Source organism: Bradyrhizobium sp. USDA 4510 (genome assembly GCF_054059095.1).
The window spans coordinates 6442369-6459251 of the sequence record NZ_JBSSBT010000001.1 but is presented as its reverse complement, the minus strand read 5'-3'; the positions used below and the strand labels follow the sequence as shown (position 1 = coordinate 6459251).

The following is a 16883-nucleotide window of genomic DNA, read 5'->3' as shown; positions in this document are numbered from 1 at the left end:
GATGCGCGTTCTCGTGAGCGGACATCTCGGCTACATCGGAACAGTGCTCACCCCGATGCTACGGCGTGCCGGGCACGAAGTCGTGGGCCTCGACAGCGATCTGTACTCTCGCTGCACATTTGCAGAGGGCGGGTCGATCGTGGATGTGCCGGCCCTTTGCAAGGACACGCGAGACATCGAACTTGCGGACCTGAAGGCTTTTGACGCGGTCCTGCATCTTGCCGCGCTGTCTAACGATCCGCTCGGCAATCTGAGACCTGGCCTTACCGACCAGATCAATCATGTAGCCAGCGTGCGCCTCGCGCAGCTGGCCAAGCAAGCCGGTGTGCGACGGTTCGTGTTTGCGTCCTCCTGCAGCAACTACGGCAAGGCGGGCGACGGGATGATCGACGAAACCGGAGCCCTCAACCCGGTGACTGCTTATGGCGAATCCAAGGTGCAGTCGGAGCGCGATATTGCCAGCCTCGCCGGTGACGGATTTTGCCCGGTCTACCTGCGACCCGCAACGGCTTACGGCGTATCTCCCCGGCTCCGATTCGATGTCGTGCTGAACAATCTCGTTGCCTGGGCGGTGACAACGCGGAAGATCCTCTTGAAGTCGGACGGCACGCCCTGGCGGCCCATCGTTCACATCGAGGACATCTCCCGCGCCTTTATCGCGGCGATGGAGGCTCCCGAGGCGGCGGTGTTCAATGAAGCTTTCAACGTCGGCCAGACGGCGCACAACTACCAGATTCGCGATCTCGCGAAGATCGTCGCCGATGTTGTCCCCGGTTGTCAGATCGAATTTGCCGATGGCGCCGGTCCCGACACGCGGTCCTATCGCGTGAGCTTCGAAAAGATTCGAACCAGGCTGCCGGAGTTCAAGCCGCAATGGGATGCGAAGATGGGCGCGGAGCAGCTCTATAAGGCCTACCGGGTCTCGGGCATCACGCTCGAAGAGTTCGAAGGTCCCCGGTATCAGCGCATCAGCCACGTCAACAAGTTGCTGGCGGACGCCGTGCTCGATGCGGATCTCCGCCATGTAAAGTCGAGGCAGAGCGTCGGGCAATCGGCTCTCGCCGCGAACTAATACACGCGCCGATCGATTTGACACACCAGGAGGACGGCGTGTCGGCGGCAGACGATGGCACGAATTCAGGCGCAAAGATCTTTGCGCTTGCCCAAAAGATCTACCCGATCTGCCGCAGCATTACCGGTAACGGTGTGCGGCAGACCCTTCGGGAGATCGGTGCGTACATCTCCCTTGATGTCCACGAGGTGCCGACCGGTACACCCGTTCTCGACTGGGTCGTGCCACGTGAGTGGAACATCCGGGACGCGTACATCAAGGACCCGCGGGGCCGGAAGGTCGTAGATTTCAACGAATCGAACCTGCACGTCATGAGCTACAGCGTGCCGGTGCGCCGCACCATGTTGTTGGACGAGCTTAAGTCCCACATCTTCACATTGCCCGATCAGCCGGACCTGGTCCCCTACCGAACGTCTTACTACCAGGAAAACTGGGCTTTCTGCATGGCCCACCGACAGCTGGAGCAACTGCGGGACGATAGCTACGAGGTCGTGATCGACTCGACCCTCGCCGACGGGCATTTGACCTATGGTGAGTATTTTCACCGGGGAGAGTCAGACGACGAGGTGCTTCTGTCGGCGCATGTTTGCCATCCCTCGCTTGCCAATGACAATTGTTCCGGTCTGGCCCTGCTTGCGGAGCTCGCAAGCCGCATCTCCCAGATGCGAACGCGATACAGCTATCGGTTTCTCTTTGCGCCGGGAACGATTGGCGCGATCACCTGGCTCGCCCGCAATGAGCATCGTGTGTCTCATATCAAGCACGGCCTCGTGGTATCAATGGTCGGAGACGGCGCCGGTCCGACATACAAGAAGAGCAGGCAGGGCGATGCCGAAATCGACCGTGCAATGTTACACACGCTGCAGCATTCCAAACTGACGCCGACGATTTTGGCGTTTTCGCCCTACGGCTATGATGAGCGGCAATACTGCTCGCCCGGGTTCAACCTGCCGGTGGGATTGTTTCAGCGCAGCCGTTTCGGTGCCATCCCTCAGTATCATACCTCGGCCGACGACCTGAGCTTCATTCGGCCGGAGCACCTCGGGGAATCCTTCCGCATCATTTCCGAAGTCATCGACCTGCTCGAAGGCAACCGTAGCTACTACAACACGTCGCCGAAAGGCGAACCGCAGCTGGGTAGACGCGGACTCTATGGTGCGATCGGCGGCGACAAGGACGCTGCTGCAGCCAACATGGCGATGCTGTGGATTCTAAATCTGTCCGACGGACATCATTCTCTGCTTGATATCGCCAGGCGTGCCGACCTGCCGTTCCCGGTCATTCTGACGACAGCAAAAGTGCTCGAGCGCCACGGGCTCCTCGCGCCTGTGCGGTAAGCGTTCACGCACCCCGAAGCGGCCAGTTCAGGTCCTTATCGGAGATCGTGCTGACGACCAGAGGCCAGCTGATGCCGAACATCGGGTCGTCGTATCGGACGCCGCTAGCAGCCGAAGGCTCGTAGAACTCCGAAATCAGGTAATTGACCTGAACGTTGTCGCTCAAGGTTTGAAAGCCGTGTGCGAACCCCTCGGGGACGTAGAGCTGCGAACCGTTCTCCGCTGAAAGCTCGAAGCCGCGCCATTGACGAAAGGTCGGCGAGCTCGCACGCAGATCGATGATGACGTCCCAAATCGATCCGTTCAAGCAGCGCACGAGCTTAACTTCGCCGTGCGGCTCATTCTGAAAGTGCATTCCGCGCAATGTTGCCTTGCGCGAGGAGCTCGAGATGCTGTGCTGGGGAAATCTGGTCACGAGCCCATGTGCACGAAACTCGTCTTCGCAAAACGTGCGCGCGAAAAAGCCGCGCTCATCGTGTGCAGGCTCGACTTTGACGAGCCACGCTCCGTCAAGTCCTGTTGCTTCAAAGCGCATGGGACGTATCCACTCCCGACCGAGAGGCCAATTGTCGACGACCAGTTCTATACAATTTTACTAAAATTTTCAGCAACTGCGTGGTTTACCTTGTTGTTCGATATCGCTTCATATTGTTCGCTTTCATACGATAAAATTCAATCTAACGAGCCCGATTTAAGCGCCGGCAATCTCATATTCGGCAATCCTATATTCATGGTACGGCCCAATGAACGCTCACTCGAGATTCGAATCGATTCGGTCGAAATCCTCTCACGGTAACTGCCGTCTGTGCGGCGCGACGTTGAAATCGACGTTTGTCGACCTGGGGATGTCGCCTCTCTGCGAAAGTTTTCTCACAGCCGACCAGACCGACGCCATGGAGCCGTACTACCCGCTGCACACCGTGGTTTGCGGGTCCTGCTTCCTGGTGCAACTCCAGGAATACGTTAAACCGGAGCATATCTTCACCGAGTATGCCTACTTCTCGTCTTACTCGACGTCGTGGGTGGAACATGCGCGGCGCTACTGTGAGATGATCAAGGCCAGGCTGAGCCTTGGTGCCGAGAGCCGCGTCTACGAGATCGCGAGCAACGACGGCTACCTGTTGCAGCACTTCCTGCCGCTCGGGGTGCCGGTCACGGGAATCGAGCCGGCGGCCAACGTGGCCGAAGTTGCTAGGCAGAAGAATGTCCCGACAATGGTCGAGTTCTTCGGCCTGGAGCTGGCGCGGAAGCTGGTGTCAGATGGCAAGCGCGCCGATCTGATTATCGGCAACAACGTGCTGGCACAGGTTCCGGATCTAAACGATTTCACCGCCGGAATGGCGTGCCTGCTCGCGCCGCAAGGCGTGATTACGCTCGAATTCCCGCATCTTGAGCGGCTCATCGACGAAAATCAGTTCGATACCATCTACCACGAGCATTTCTCCTATTTCTCGTTGGTAACGATCGACCGTCTCGCGCGGCGGCATGATCTGAAGGTTTTCGATGTCGAGCAGATCCCAACGCATGGCGGCTCGCTTCGCGTCTATCTCTGCCGCGCCGATGCGACTCACGCCGTCTCGGCCGCGGTGACCGCGCTGCTGGCCCATGAGCGTCGGATCGGCCTGGAAGACATAGGTCAGTACGAGCAATTTACATCGCGTGTTCATCGCACCAAGCGCGAATTGCTGTCGTTCTTGATTGAGAGCAAGAACAAGGGGGCGCGGATCTGCGGCTATGGCGCTCCCGGCAAGGGCAACACGCTGCTTAACTACTGCGGCATCGGAACCGACTTTCTCGACTTCACCGTGGACCGCAACCCCTACAAGCACGGCCGCTATACGCCGGGAATGCACATTCCGATCCTCCCAGTCGAAGCCATTGACGAGGCTCGTCCCGACTACCTGTTCATCCTGCCCTGGAATTTGAAGAGGGAAATCGTCGCGCAAATGCGGCATGTCGCGGACTGGGGCTGCAAGTTCATCGTTCCGATTCCTAACGTCGAAATCATTGATCCGCGTGAGGTTGCGCCATGAAGGTTGTCCTTTTTTGCGGCGGTCTCGGTACGCGGATCCGCGAGTATTCGGAGAGTATACCAAAGCCGATGGTCCCGATCGGCCATCAGCCGATCCTCTGGCATGTGATGCAGTACTACAGCCAGTACAATCACAATGATTTCATCTTGTGCCTTGGCTACAAGGCGAACGTGATCAAGGATTACTTCCTGAATTATCGCGCGACTGCGAACAGCGACTGCGTGATTTCAGAGTACGGCAAAAAGGTCGAGTTGATCGGCGAACATCAGCCGGACTGGCGGGTTTCGCTGGTGGATACGGGGACATGGCGCAACATCGGGCAGCGCTTGCTGGCCGTCCGCCATCTCGTCCAGGACGAGGAGATGTTCCTTGCGAACTACAGCGACGGGCTGACCGATGCGCCGCTGCCGGACATGATCCAGAAGTTCAAGGAAAGCGGAAAGATCGGCTGCTTCGTGGCGATCCATCCACCGATCAGCTTCCACCTTGCCGAGTTTGACGCCGAGGGGTCGGTGCAGCGGATTCGCTCCAGCCAGGAGTCCGAGATCTGGATCAACGGCGGCTACTTCATCTTCCGCAACGAAATCTTCGACTACATCAAGGAGGGAGAAGAACTCGTCCAGGAACCGTTCAACCGTTTGATCGAGGGCGGTCATCTCATGGCCTATCGCTATGAGGGTTTTTGGCGCGCCATGGATACCCTGCGCGATAGACAAGTGTTGGAGGACATGGTGGAGCGCGGCGACACGCCGTGGCGGCTGAATCACTCGTCGGTCGCCAGCGCGGCATAACCGGAATGAGAGCATTGCAGCTTGCCAAGCCCGGAGACCGTCTGTCGATCCTGTGCCTTGGCGCCCATTCGGATGATATCGAAATCGGCGCGGGAGCGACGCTGCTGGATCTGATCGAGCGGGGTATCAAGCTGGACGTGCATTGGTGCGTTCTAAGCGGTGGCGCCATACGGGAGGCTGAGGCGAGAGCGTCGGCGGCTGACTTCTTGTGCGAGGCGGCATCCGCGAATGTCGAGGTGCTGTCATTTCCCGACGGATTTTTCCCGGAAAGGGGAGAAGCCATCAAGGAATGGTTTGAATCGCTGAAGCGGCGGGTCGAGCCCGACGTCATTCTGACGCATCGCAGGGATGATGCTCATCAGGACCATCGTCAGGTCTGCCGCCTGACCTGGAACACGTTTCGTGATCATCAGATTCTGGAATATGAGATCCCGAAGTGGGATGGGGACTTCGGTCAACCCAACGTTTACATGCCGGTGTCGGCGGCGGCGCTCGATCGTAAGATTGAACTCCTGCTCAAGCATTTCGGGACGCAGCGATCCAAGCAGTGGTTCGATGCGGACACCTTTCGCGGCCTCGCACGGATTCGGGGCATGGAGTGCAGGGCTACGGAACGCTTCGCCGAGGCATTTTTTGGGCGAAAGTTGACACTGATCTGACGATGGTTGCGCGGATGTCACGCAGCCGGTGAATTTCTGATTGCAGGGTGTATCTCAAGGCGCACGATATGAGCACGCTATTTTCAAGCATCTTTCGCGCTGGTGACCTGGTGGAGGTCAGAAGCAAGGAGGAGATCCTCGCGACGCTGGATGCCAACGCTCGCCTGGAGGAAATGCCCTTCATGCCCGAGATGCTGAAGTATTGCGGCAAGAGGCTTCGCGTCGGCAAGCGAGCTCACAAGACCTGCGATCCCGCGCTCGGTATCGGCGGGCGCAAGATGCTGAACACGGTCCATCTCGAGAACATTCGCTGCAACGGCGCGGCTCATGACGGCTGTGAGGCGGCCTGTCTGATATTCTGGAAGGACGCCTGGTTGAAGCCGGCGGGCGAGAAAACGCCGTCGCCAGATGGCGCTGACAAGCCGTTCAGGTCAGGCGGCTGCAGCGAGGATACGCTGTGGAGCACGATCAAGCATCCGCCGAAGGTCGGCGAAACCGAGCCGACCTACGTTTGCCAGAACACACAGGTCAAATTCGCCACGCAACCCCTGAAGTGGTGGGATCCGCGTCAGTATGTCGAGGACTACACTTCGGGTAACGTTCGGTTGCAGGACCTCGTCGCCGGATTGACTTTCTCGGTCTGGCGCACGGTCACCGAAGCAGGGCTCGGCATTGGCACCGCGATGCGCTGGATCTACGACACATTCCAGCGCATGAGAGGTGGCGTGCCTTATCCGATCAGGCCCTTCGGTGTGCCGGAGGGTAGCAAGGTCCCGCAGTCCCGGCTTGATCTGCAGGTGGGCGACGTCGTGCGCGTCAAGCCGTACAAGGACATCCTCGAGACACTGGACTGCAATTACCGCAATCGCGGCCTGTATTTCGATCCGGAGATGGTGCCGTTCACCGAGCGCGAGTACGAGGTCGAGAGGCGTCAAAAGCAGATCATCGACGAAGGCTCATGCAAGATGGTCCGTTTTAAGACGGACGCGATCATCCTGAAGGATGTCGTGTGTGAGGCGCGCTATGCGATCTGCCGCCGCTTCTGCCCGCGCGCCATCTATCCCTATTGGCGAGAAATCTGGCTTGAGCGGGTACCTCAAGGCCAGAATCCAGCGAATTGAACGGGAACGGCGCGTGCATCGGAGCGAAAGTGCCGATCAGTATTTTGCGGACAACAAGCCATATTCTGGCCTTGGCCGCAGGTCGCTGCACAGCGGCGTAGCGTTCATTGCTGCGCGTGGACTGAATATCTTCGTTCAATTGGCCTCGACGATCGTGCTGGCGCGACTGCTCGGACCGCACGATTTCGGGTTGGTGGCCATGATGCTGGCCCTGATCGGCTTCGCGCCCCTTTTCGTCGATCTCGGGATGAGCGAGGCCTCCGCCCAGCGGCGCAGCATCTCACGAGCCGAGGTCAGCACGTTGTTCTGGCTGAACGTTCTGATCGGCGTCGTGCTGGCTGTCGTGCTGGCTGCGTCCGGTCGGTGGATAGCGCGTGCCTTCGGCGAGCCATCGCTCGCGGGCATGGCGTTGGCATTGTCGGTGACCTTCCTGATGATGGCCTTGTCGACGCAACACTATGCGCTGATGCGTCGGGCAATGCAGTTTCGCCGCATCGCGATGATCGACATATCGGCGAACATCATCGGAAGCGCTGCAAGCGTCGGACTGGCGCTTTCGGGCTGGAGCTACTGGGCGCTGATCGCCAAGCCGATCATAACATCGGCCTTGACCGTCGTGGGAGCCTGGACCGCCTGTCGATGGATCCCAGGCAGGCCCGGACTTACGCCAATGGTCAAGGAACTGCTGCGGTTCGGGCTGGGAGTCACCGGCTTCACCATGACGGATTACTTCGCTCGTTCAGCGGACAGAATCGCGATGGGGTATTTCCTCGGGGCGGGGCCGCTTGGCTATTTTCAGAACGCCTTCACGATCTACAACAACCTGCTGTCGATTCTCAGTGAGCCGCTGCATAACATCGCGGTTTCGGGACTGAGCAAGCTCCAGCACAGTGCGGCCGAATTGAAGCGTTCCTGGGAAGGCGCGCTTTCATTGCTTTGCTACTTTTCGGGACCTGCCTTCGCGGCCCTGGCCGTGAGCGCTCATGACATCGTGATCGTGCTTCTCGGAGAAAAATGGTCTCCCGCGGGCCCCCTGCTCTGTATCCTCGCCATTCGCGGCATTGCAGACTGCATCGAGCGAACTCTCGGTTGGGTCCATGTCGCTGTCGGGCGTCCAGATCGGTGGATGCGATGGGGCATCTTCAGTGCAATCTGCCAATTGGTTGCGCTTGCAGCTGGACTGCCGTTCGGCGTGATCGGAGTGACGATCGCCTACACGGTCACCATGTTCGTGCTGTTCGTTCCAGCGCTGGTCTACGCCGGCAGGCCTGTCGGGATCACAATCGGGGACGTCCTGCGCGCGACAGCGCCGCAGACCATTGCTGCGCTGGTCGCCGTCGCGGTCGCCTCCTCGATACAGGACGCATTCCTGCAGGAATTGCCGCGGTTGCTGCGAATTCCCGTCGCGAGCGTGATCTGTGTGACGGCCTACCTGACCGTCGTGATCGGGGTCTTCAGGATCACGCGGCCACTGCAACTCGCGTGGTCGTTGCTACGCGACTTCGGCATTGTACGACTGCAAGTCAACTCCTGATCCTGGATTACGCCCATGACCTCCGTTGAGCGCTTCCTGATTAAGTTGGACACCTGGCCCGCCGGGGCATTCCTGAGGATCGGCCTCGGCCTTTGCATTCTGCCGGTGTTCCGACTGCTGTCCGGCGGCGACGATCGTATCGTCGTCGCGTTGACGATGTTTCTTGCCCTGCTGCTCGCGCTTCGCCTTGTGCCGGCCGTGTGCCGGCGTGTTCTTCCGTTTTCGCGCGAAGCGAAAGATCTGTGGTTCAAGCGTCGCAATCTTGGCAAGAGGTACGATTCCTACCAGTGGCAAAAGCTGTTCTGGATGGGCCTGGGCATGCCGCCCTACGCACTGATCTCTGGTGGATTGGGGCGCGGGGAAATCGTGCTGCTTGCGATCTGTACGATCGGCGGCGGAGCAGGGTTGCTGCTTTGGCGTAGGACCGGCCAGCTCGGCGTCGGTGCCGCCACTGCGAAAGCGACGAAGTTGCCGCCGGCCGCGGTCGCGTCGACGCCGCCCTAGGACCGGGCCGCCCTACATTATGGGAGCTTGCGGCACTCGGTGAACCTGTCGCCGTCCGGCGTTTCCGCCCTCTCGAGGCAATGAGCCTTATCGGTAACCTTGCCGGCTACGACAAAGTCGTAGGCCTGGTTTTTGAAGACCAGCACGTAACGGCCGGGTGAGAGGACGAGATCTGGGTTCACTGGCTGCAGCTCGACCATCTCGCGGCTTTCAGGGACCGGCGCTACGGTCAGGTCGACGGAAACGGACCGGATAGCCCAGGCATCGTTGGCCATAGCGACTGCCGGTGACGACGGTGTTCGTGCCACCTGGGCGAGAATGCGCAATTGTGCGTTGTCGGGCGCGCTTGTCATAAGCTCGCGCTGATACGCGACAAACGAAAGCGGGCCGTGCGGCACCACAACCGTGCCCGGCTTCGTGGTCAATACCGACACGGCGATCCGGCTGTCGGGAAGGCGGATGTTCATCGGCTCGAGCCGGATCATCCGCCCGATGCTTGACGCAAAAATCCCATATGTCGTCGGCAGTGAACGTGCGGTTGGTGCGGGCGCGGCTGCTTCGATCGGAGCACGATGTACGAACGTGGCAATTGCCGGTTTCAGCTTGCGTCTGCTTTGCGGTGGCGACTGAACGGGCGCCGCGTTCGAATGGCTGACAACCTGGGGTGTTGTATTGAACACGGATGCAACATTGCCCCGCATGAGCATTCCAGTGCCAATCGCCAGCAGAACCGCTGTCGGAGCAAGGAACCAGACAAAGTTGCGCACTTTCCATTCGCTGGTGATGGAACGTCGGTCTCGCGGCGAGCTCTGAAGTTCTTCCGCGATCAGCTTGTCGATCAGTATGATCTGCTGTTTCTGCACCGCGACGCTCGCCTCGGCGGTGCTGGTGTGCACGGGCGGTTGCACTGCTGGACGGATTGACGCCGGCGGCACCGAGTTCGGACCTGGGTCCGCGGCCGGACTGAATCCCTCTCCTTCATCTGCTTCAGGCGCGTACGAGGCAACGGCTGAGCCAGCATGCGAGTCCGGTGGCGCTGGCTGCGTGTCGTTGTCGGATTCCTCCGCTGAAGCATCGCTTGGATCGGCCGCAGAGGAGACGGACCCGTCGTCTGGTCCGGCATCAGGCGGAGCCACATTTGTCCAGCGGCCGATGTTCTCCGCGGCCTCATTCAGGCGCAGACTGACCTCATCCTGCGGGAGCACGATCGGCTGCAGGTGTTCCAAGTCGGGGACCGGGTGGGCTTCATTCGTCGGCCCACCGCCTGGCGAGCTCGGATTGTCGCCGAGGATCGTCGGTTGCTTGTCGGTCGGACTGTCTGGCGGCGGCTCGGCGGGATTTCGTTCCGGATTTACGGGCTCGCGCAGGCGGGCTTCGACGAATTGCGTCCAGGCGCCACGCCGTCGCAGAGGTGCAGCAAGCCTGTCTGCCTGACGTGGCAAGGGCGGCGCATTGAGGATGGCCGCCTGAGCCGAGGGGAGCTGACTGGAGCGTTTCATGCCTGGATACGCAGCTTGACGTTTGTCCGCCATTGCGGACGTTCGCGACACCCTGGCGATCGTATGAAAAGGATCGCCTACCTGCCGGGATGTAGCAGCCGCCGCTTAACAGGCCGTTAACCATAAACCGGCGGAAACGCCGCATTGCTCCGCACCACGCGAGGGCGACGATTTCAGGCGGCCGCTGGCAGCTCAAAGGATCCGGCGATCTGGCGCAGACGGTTGGCTCGTGCGCGCATCTGATCGGTATGAGCAATATCGAGGATGTCGAATACCGTCTGTATGCGGTAGAGCCAATCGTGCCTCAGCGCGGCTTCCCGGACGTTTGCGTTCTGAACCGCTCGCAGTCGCGCCGGGTCTGCGTCCAACGCTTCGAGGATCTGGCAAATGTCGGGCGAATCGAAGGGTACATGAATGACGGCGTCGGGCCAGTCGAACTGCCGTGCAAACTCTTCGGTGCGCGGCGCTTCTCCAACCATCACCGCCCCGGCCGCAGCGCCTTCATAGTAGCGGGCGGAAATCTCGTCACGTCCCGCCGTGAATTCCGGGTTGTTGACGTGACTGCGATTGGCAATGAAATAGCGGCTGCGCTGGAGGATATTCGCAATCATGATGCGGTGTTCCTCCGGACTGTCGACCCGGAACGTCCTTTCCTTTCGGTTCGAACCGCTCGCCGCCACAGTGTCGTAGTAGTAGAAGAAGCGCTCTCTCTCGGCGCCGGTCAGCAACGCGGCGTGGGTTGTCGCCGAACGACGCCCGATGTTGCACACGGCGATCGATCGCTGCTGCTCGGGCCTCGGCGCGAACCGCTCCACGTCGACCGCCAGCGGCAGATAGCTGCACGGTCGACCTGCTATTCGCGCAATCTGCGGTGCGCAGTGATGCAGGCCGACGAATATATGATCAAATCCAGATAGGAGCTCGACCAGATACTCCGGGATGTCGTCTGCCCAGACTTCAGTGATGAAGCATGCGGCCTTGCGACACCGTTTGCGCCAGTCGGGAATCGCGGCGAGTGAGTGAAGTTGATACGCATTGCTGAAGATCGGGAAGAACAGTTCGTAATCACGTTGCAGCCGCAGTTGCGGCGGGGAGGGTGCCAGCACACCTGCCAGTTTGGTCGATCCTGATGCAAGGCGCGTCCACTTGTAGACCCGTCGCGAGAACTCCAGCGCAGCGCGATTTTGAACATCGAACCGATCGGCGCGCGTCATCGCCGCCAAATTGTCCTCGAACTCATAGCTGAGGCAAAATGCAACAAGATCGGAAATCCGACGCTGCGAGAGGAGTAAAACCTTGCCTTCCACGAGGCGCTGCCTCCGACCTATCAAATGCCGGAAAGTGCCGGCCACACGACTTCCGGAATCTCTCGACCAGGAGCGAGTTGCGCGTTGATCGTCGTCACGATGCGCGCAATGGCGCCAATCAACGCTAGTCCAGATACGCTATTTAATCTTGTTTTGTACAAGTTTTACCGAAATTGGATAATGCGAGCCTGTGGGGTTCATTGCACGCGCATTGGCATTCCCGCCGTGCCGTTCCGAATGCAAGCACGAGGATGCATCGGCGAAGATTTGCGAACGGTACAGCGAATCCGCGTTAACCTGGAGAAGTTAAATCTGGAACTCGCTGGCAGTAGCGAAGAACGTCAGCGGACAATGACTGAGTGCGCGTTAACCCGAAAAGGTTAAATCTGGAACCGCCTGACAACAGCCGGCTTCGATGATGCGCAACGCGCTCTGCGGCAACTCCGAGAATTAGCTATAAATTTCATTTAACATGTGCTGAGCCAACGTTGGCGATGAACGCGTCGGGAAAATCCGGTAGCGTGCCGCATCATTTCGAAACGACAAAAATATTCAACACGACAAATCATTGAACACAGGCGGCGTCGGGGTTCATGCGTATTCTTAGCGTATTTGGTACTCGTCCAGAGGCGATCAAAATGGCACCGCTTGTGCTTGCGCTGGGCGAAGCAGAAGGAATTGATACGCGCGTCTGCGTGACGGGCCAGCATCGTAAGATGCTCGATGATGTGATGTCGGCCTTCTCGTTGAAGGCTGACTACGACCTGAACATCATGCGACCGAACCAGTCGTTGAGCGAAGTGTTCAGCGCGGTCATGACCGGAATCGATCCGATCATCGCCGACTACAATCCGGACTACGTTCTTGTACAGGGCGACACCGCAACCAGTACGGCGGCTGCACTTGCCGCGTTCTTCCGGTCGGTCAGTGTCGGGCATGTCGAAGCGGGATTGCGAACCGGCAATCTCATGAGTCCATGGCCGGAGGAGGCCAATCGGCGGGTCACTGCCGTCGTTACGACGAGGCATTATGCACCGACGTCGCGGGCGCGTTCTGCCCTGCTGAAGGAGGGGTATCCGCCAGACGCCGTCATTGTCACCGGCAATACCGTGATCGACGGACTGCTTCGTATGGCTTCGAATATCTCTCAACCGGGCGAGCTTCGTCAGTCGCTTGAAGCGAAATACTCATGGCTCGATACCTCGAAGCGGCTCATCCTCGTGACTGGACATCGGCGCGAGAGCTTTGGATCCGGGTTCCGGCAAATCTGCGAGGCATTGAAGACGATCAGTCGGCGGGACGATATTCAGATCGTCTATCCCGTCCATTTGAATCCGAACGTGCGCGGGCCGGTGTTCGACCATCTGCGCGATGCGTCGAATATCTTCCTGATCGAACCCCTTAACTATCCCGAGTTCGTCTACCTCATGACGCGTTCGTATCTCATCCTCACGGATTCCGGTGGAATTCAGGAGGAGGCGCCGGCGCTTCGGAAGCCCGTGCTTGTCATGCGAGATACCAGCGAGCGCATGGAGGCCGTTGACGCCGGCGTCGCTCGCCTGGTCACCACCGACCCGGTTCGCATTGTTGCAGGCGTCGAGCGCCTGCTCGATGTGCCAGCGGAGCACGAAGCCATGTCTCTCGGTGCCAATCCGTTCGGTGAGGGGCGCGCCAGCAAACTGATCGTGCATGATCTTCTGAATGTCCGTCGGCCGAAACATCCAGCTGATGGCATAGCGAGCGTCAATCTTTTGTCGAATGCCGAGATGCATACGAAACCGCCGTCGCCGGTTCCCCAACCGGCCCACTGATCAAACGAAGCCATGGACACCAGAACCAATCAATTGGTTATTCAGGAATACGGCCAGCCACTTGCGGAAGACTATGGTCCGCCTGCGGCGGGCCGTCCCGCTTTCGGCTTATGGGACATTGTCGACGTTCTGCGCCGCGAATGGCGGTTGCCCGTTATCGGGCTGTTGATTGGGCTGGTGGTTGCCGTGGCTTCCGTTGTGGTCATGAAGGCGCCCTACAAGAGCAGTGCACGCATCCTCATCGATCGAAGTCTCAATCGTTATCTGCAGACGAACAAGATCGTAGATCAGCCGACGATGGATGAAGTGGAGGTCGGCAGTCAGCTCTACGTACTGTCATCAGACAGGGTCCTGCTTCCGGTTATTCGCTCGCTGGGTCTGGCCAGTGATGGCGAGTTTGCCGGGCGATCTGCACTTGGCAGCGCCACAGACGGGAACTCCAGCACGGCGGAAGCCACTGCAGCCGCTGAACGAGCGGCGCTCGAATCTCTGCTGAAGCGGGTGACTGTTGCACGTGAGGATGTCGCGAACGTTATCAACGTAACGGTCGAGTCGCAGAGCGCGGAGAAGGCCGCGAAGATCGCCAACGGAATCGTGGATAGCTATCTCGCGTCCCTGCAGGACGCAAAGCTGAAATCAACGCAGAAGGTGAGTAAGTGGCTGCAGGAGCGGCTGATCGAGCTGAAGAAGCAGGTGGCCGATGCTGACAAGGCGCTGCAGGACTTCAAGACGGCTAACAATCTCAGCAGCACTGGCGCTCAGGATACCGAGCTCCTGGCAAGTCTGAATACCCAGCTGATGAATGCCAAGTTCGCGGCAGTTGAAGCAAAGGAGCGTCTCGACCGGATCAAGCGGACAGAGGCAAACGGGATTCCGTCGGCCGTGTCGACGGACGCGCTATTCAACGACAAGCGAGCGGCGGTCATCAACTTCGCACTCAACAACAGCGAACTTGCACGTCTCCGCACGCAGAAGCGCGATCTTGCGTCTCGGCTTGCGGAGATGGAAGCTCGCGTCGGTCGCAAGCACGCGGCTGTCGTCAAGCTTCGTGCGCAGCTCAACGGCGTTGACGCCGCCATTCGGTCCGACGAGGGGCGCATTACCGATTCCTACGCCAGCGAATACGAAGTCGCCAGGGCACGACAGACTGAACTCGAAGACACCGCCGCGAAGCTTTCCGCGGAAACCGGAAGCCAGCTGCGCGAACTCGAGAGCGCTGCCGAGGCGCTGCGCAATCTCTATAGCGGATTCCTGCAAAAGCATAAGGAGATCGAGGCGGCGCAGGCGGAGACGCTTCCGGCCCAAAGTGCGCAGATCATCACGAGAGCGGTTCCGCCGCTGACAAAGAGTTCCAAGAAAACCCTCGTCGTGGCGGCAGGCAGCATTGTTCTCGGTCTGTTTCTCGGCATAGGCTCTGCCTTCGGACGTGAATGGATGGCGGATGTGTTCCGTACGCCCAAGGCCGTCGAACAGGTGACCGAGATGCGGTGCATCGGACTGCCCTTCGTCTATGCTGGTCAATTGCCAATCGAGGAGCATGTCCTTGCTGTCCCCTTCTCGCGCTTCGCGGAAGGTCTTCGCAATGTGAAGGCGATGCTCGACCGTTCGTCCGCCTCGACCGGGGGCAAAGTCATCGGCGTCGTGTCGGCGGTTTCGAAAGAGGGAAAGACTGTCGTTGCCGCCAATCTTGCCGCGCTCATATTGTCGTCCTCTGGATCGCGCACGCTGTTGATCGATGCCGACCTTCATCTCCGGAATCTCACGACTGCACTGTCCCCGGATGCGAAGGTCGGGCTTTTCGAAGCGCTGGAAGATCCGTCCCGTCTTGGCGAGCTTGTTTGCAAGCGACCGCATTCGGGGCTGGATGTCCTGCCGAATGCCTGCGCGCTTCGGATTCCCAACGCTGCTGAACTCCTGGGCTCGCGGGAAATGGAAAACCTGCTCGCCGTCGCACGGAAGTCCTATGACTACATTGTGGTGGAGGTGGCGCCGATCATGTCGGTCGTCGATGCAAGGCTGATCGAGCGCTTCATCGATGAGTTCGTCTTCGTTGTGGAATGCGGTCAGACCAAGCGCACGAGCGTGCTTGAAGCGTTGTCGGTAACGCAGCTCATCCGTGAGCGCGTGTCGACCATTGTGCTCAACCAGATCGATCCCGTCGAGCTTAGAACCATCGAGGCAAGAAATGGCGTCAGGTCCGAAGGATATTACCGGGAGTAGACCTGTGGACGAGCTTGACAGGCGCGCTTCAGGTGTTCCGCACAGCGCCACGCCGCGCAGGTATGTGCTGATTTCGCCCTGCCGCGATGAGGGAGCCTATCTCTGCCGTACGCTGGACAGCGTGGCTGAACAGTCGGTGCCGCCTGCGCTGTGGATCGTCGTTGACGACGGATCCACCGACGAGACGCCACGGATTCTGGAAGAGTATGCGGCGCGGTTGCCTTATCTGCGCGTCGTGCGCCGCCATGACCGAGGCCATCGGCGGGTAGGGCCCGGCGTGATTGAGGCGTTTTATGATGGTCTCGATCAAGTGTCGCTCGGCGACTTCGGCTATTTGTGCAAGCTTGATATGGATCTCGACCTGCCGCCTCGCTACTTCGAACTGCTGATGCAGCGAATGGAGGATAATCCACGTATCGGGACGACCTCAGGCAAACCCTGGTTCGTTCATCCCCAAACCGGCGATCTCGTGCCCGAAATCTGCGGCGACGAAATGTCGGTTGGAATGACGAAGTTCTATCGGGTTGAGTGCTTCGAGCAGATCGGCGGTTTCGTGCGACAAGTCATGTGGGATGGCATCGATTGCCACCGCGCCAGAATGCTGGGCTGGATCGCGGAGAGCGTCGATTCAGAGCCAATTCGATTCGTCCACCTTCGTCCGCAAGGGGCCAGCCAGAAGAGCATCTGGGCAGGCAGAATTCGTGCTGGCTTCGGTCAGTATTTCATGGGCACTTCGCCGTTTTACTATCTGGCGGTGGCGGCTTCCCGTCTTCGCGCGCACCCAATGTTCATCGGAAGCATCGCGATGCTTTGGGGTTACTTCAGCAGCTGGGCAAAGGGGTTGCCGCGCTATAATGACCCCGAGTTCAGACGTTTTCTTCGTACCTATCAGCACGCGTGCCTGAGACTGGGTAAACGAGCTGCCACGGCTCGCCTGGACGCCGAGCAAGTGGCTCGGTGGCAAGCCGGCCGGCAATCGCCGCAGGGGAGTTGAG

14 protein-coding genes are annotated in these 16883 nt (G+C 59.4%); 11 read left to right on the top strand and 3 right to left on the bottom strand.

All coding sequences use genetic code 11. The features are described 5' to 3' along the window. Position 1 precedes the first annotated feature (1 nt). Positions 2–1072, top strand: coding sequence for an NAD-dependent epimerase/dehydratase family protein (locus tag ACVMDN_RS30060; RefSeq protein ID WP_456814874.1), 1071 nt, complete (start codon positions 2–4; stop codon positions 1070–1072). Positions 1073–1089: 17 nt separating this feature from the next. After that, positions 1090–2409, top strand: coding sequence for a DUF4910 domain-containing protein (locus ACVMDN_RS30055; protein WP_456814873.1), 1320 nt, complete (start codon positions 1090–1092; stop codon positions 2407–2409). 4 nt (positions 2410–2413) lie between these two features. Here the strand turns inward: ACVMDN_RS30055 and rfbC are convergent, their stop codons facing one another. After that, positions 2414–2944 (bottom strand): dTDP-4-dehydrorhamnose 3,5-epimerase, encoded by a 531-nt coding sequence (gene rfbC / locus ACVMDN_RS30050; protein ID WP_456814872.1) that lies wholly within the window; start codon positions 2942–2944, stop codon positions 2414–2416. A gap of 208 nt (positions 2945–3152) precedes the next feature. Here rfbC and ACVMDN_RS30045 point away from each other — a divergent pair, with 208 nt between their 5' ends. From ACVMDN_RS30045 to ACVMDN_RS30020, 6 genes are read left to right on the top strand one after another with little or no spacing between them, the layout of a single operon-like run. Then, positions 3153–4442, top strand: a complete 1290-nt coding sequence (locus ACVMDN_RS30045; protein ID WP_456814871.1) for a methyltransferase domain-containing protein — start codon at positions 3153–3155, stop codon at positions 4440–4442. Then, on the top strand, positions 4439–5233 hold the full coding sequence (locus ACVMDN_RS30040; RefSeq protein ID WP_028338408.1) for a glucose-1-phosphate cytidylyltransferase: 795 nt from the start codon (positions 4439–4441) through the stop codon (positions 5231–5233). The genes ACVMDN_RS30045 and ACVMDN_RS30040 overlap by 4 nt, the downstream gene beginning before the upstream one ends. A gap of 5 nt (positions 5234–5238) precedes the next feature. Further along, entirely contained in the window at positions 5239–5892 is a 654-nt protein-coding gene (locus ACVMDN_RS30035; RefSeq protein WP_168855327.1) for a PIG-L deacetylase family protein, read from the top strand. A 47-nt stretch (positions 5893–5939) separates the two neighbouring features. Next, positions 5940–7013: a hypothetical protein gene (locus ACVMDN_RS30030; protein WP_456834795.1), complete on the top strand. Its 1074-nt coding sequence runs from the start codon at positions 5940–5942 to the stop codon at positions 7011–7013. Then, entirely contained in the window at positions 6976–8547 is a 1572-nt protein-coding gene (locus ACVMDN_RS30025) for a lipopolysaccharide biosynthesis protein (protein WP_456834796.1), read from the top strand. The genes ACVMDN_RS30030 and ACVMDN_RS30025 overlap by 38 nt, the downstream gene beginning before the upstream one ends. Positions 8548–8562: 15 nt before the next feature. Further along, positions 8563–9051, top strand: a complete 489-nt coding sequence (locus ACVMDN_RS30020) for a hypothetical protein (protein ID WP_456814868.1) — start codon at positions 8563–8565, stop codon at positions 9049–9051. Between the two features lie 17 nt (positions 9052–9068). Here ACVMDN_RS30020 and ACVMDN_RS30015 read toward each other — a convergent pair whose 3' ends face one another. After that, positions 9069–10583 carry a hypothetical protein gene (locus ACVMDN_RS30015; RefSeq protein WP_456814867.1) on the bottom strand — a complete coding sequence of 505 codons (1515 nt, stop codon included), beginning with the start codon at positions 10581–10583 and terminating at the stop codon, positions 9069–9071. Positions 10584–10723: 140 nt separating this feature from the next. Beyond that, on the bottom strand, positions 10724–11857 hold the full coding sequence (locus ACVMDN_RS30010; protein WP_456814866.1) for a glycosyltransferase family protein: 1134 nt from the start codon (positions 11855–11857) through the stop codon (positions 10724–10726). A 593-nt stretch (positions 11858–12450) separates the two neighbouring features. Here ACVMDN_RS30010 and wecB point away from each other — a divergent pair. From wecB to ACVMDN_RS29995, 3 genes are read left to right on the top strand one after another with little or no spacing between them, the layout of a single operon-like run. Next, complete coding sequence (gene wecB, locus ACVMDN_RS30005) at positions 12451–13668, top strand: non-hydrolyzing UDP-N-acetylglucosamine 2-epimerase (RefSeq protein WP_456814865.1); 1218 nt, start codon at positions 12451–12453, stop codon at positions 13666–13668. A 12-nt stretch (positions 13669–13680) separates the two neighbouring features. Continuing rightward, positions 13681–15888: a GumC family protein gene (locus ACVMDN_RS30000; RefSeq protein WP_456814864.1), complete on the top strand. Its 2208-nt coding sequence runs from the start codon at positions 13681–13683 to the stop codon at positions 15886–15888. Positions 15889–15892: 4 nt separating this feature from the next. Beyond that, positions 15893–16882, top strand: a complete 990-nt coding sequence (locus ACVMDN_RS29995; RefSeq protein ID WP_456814863.1) for a glycosyltransferase — start codon at positions 15893–15895, stop codon at positions 16880–16882. The last annotated feature ends 1 nt before the right edge of the window (position 16883 follow it).

What these genes read in the sequence shown, in the direction of transcription:
- wecB (WP_456814865.1), top strand. Translation starts at nt 12,451, where the DNA reads ATGCGTATTCTTAGCGTATTTGGTACTCGTCCAGAGGCGATCAAAATG.
- ACVMDN_RS30000 (WP_456814864.1), top strand. Translation starts at nt 13,681, where the DNA reads ATGGACACCAGAACCAATCAATTGGTTATTCAGGAATACGGCCAGCCA.
- ACVMDN_RS30060 (WP_456814874.1), top strand. Translation starts at nt 2, where the DNA reads ATGCGCGTTCTCGTGAGCGGACATCTCGGCTACATCGGAACAGTGCTC.
- ACVMDN_RS30015 (WP_456814867.1), bottom strand. Translation starts at nt 10,583, where the DNA reads ATGGCGGACAAACGTCAAGCTGCGTATCCAGGCATGAAACGCTCCAGT.
- ACVMDN_RS30020 (WP_456814868.1), top strand. Translation starts at nt 8,563, where the DNA reads ATGACCTCCGTTGAGCGCTTCCTGATTAAGTTGGACACCTGGCCCGCC.
- ACVMDN_RS30040 (WP_028338408.1), top strand. Translation starts at nt 4,439, where the DNA reads ATGAAGGTTGTCCTTTTTTGCGGCGGTCTCGGTACGCGGATCCGCGAG.
- rfbC (WP_456814872.1), bottom strand. Translation starts at nt 2,944, where the DNA reads ATGCGCTTTGAAGCAACAGGACTTGACGGAGCGTGGCTCGTCAAAGTC.
- ACVMDN_RS30035 (WP_168855327.1), top strand. Translation starts at nt 5,239, where the DNA reads ATGAGAGCATTGCAGCTTGCCAAGCCCGGAGACCGTCTGTCGATCCTG.
- ACVMDN_RS30045 (WP_456814871.1), top strand. Translation starts at nt 3,153, where the DNA reads ATGAACGCTCACTCGAGATTCGAATCGATTCGGTCGAAATCCTCTCAC.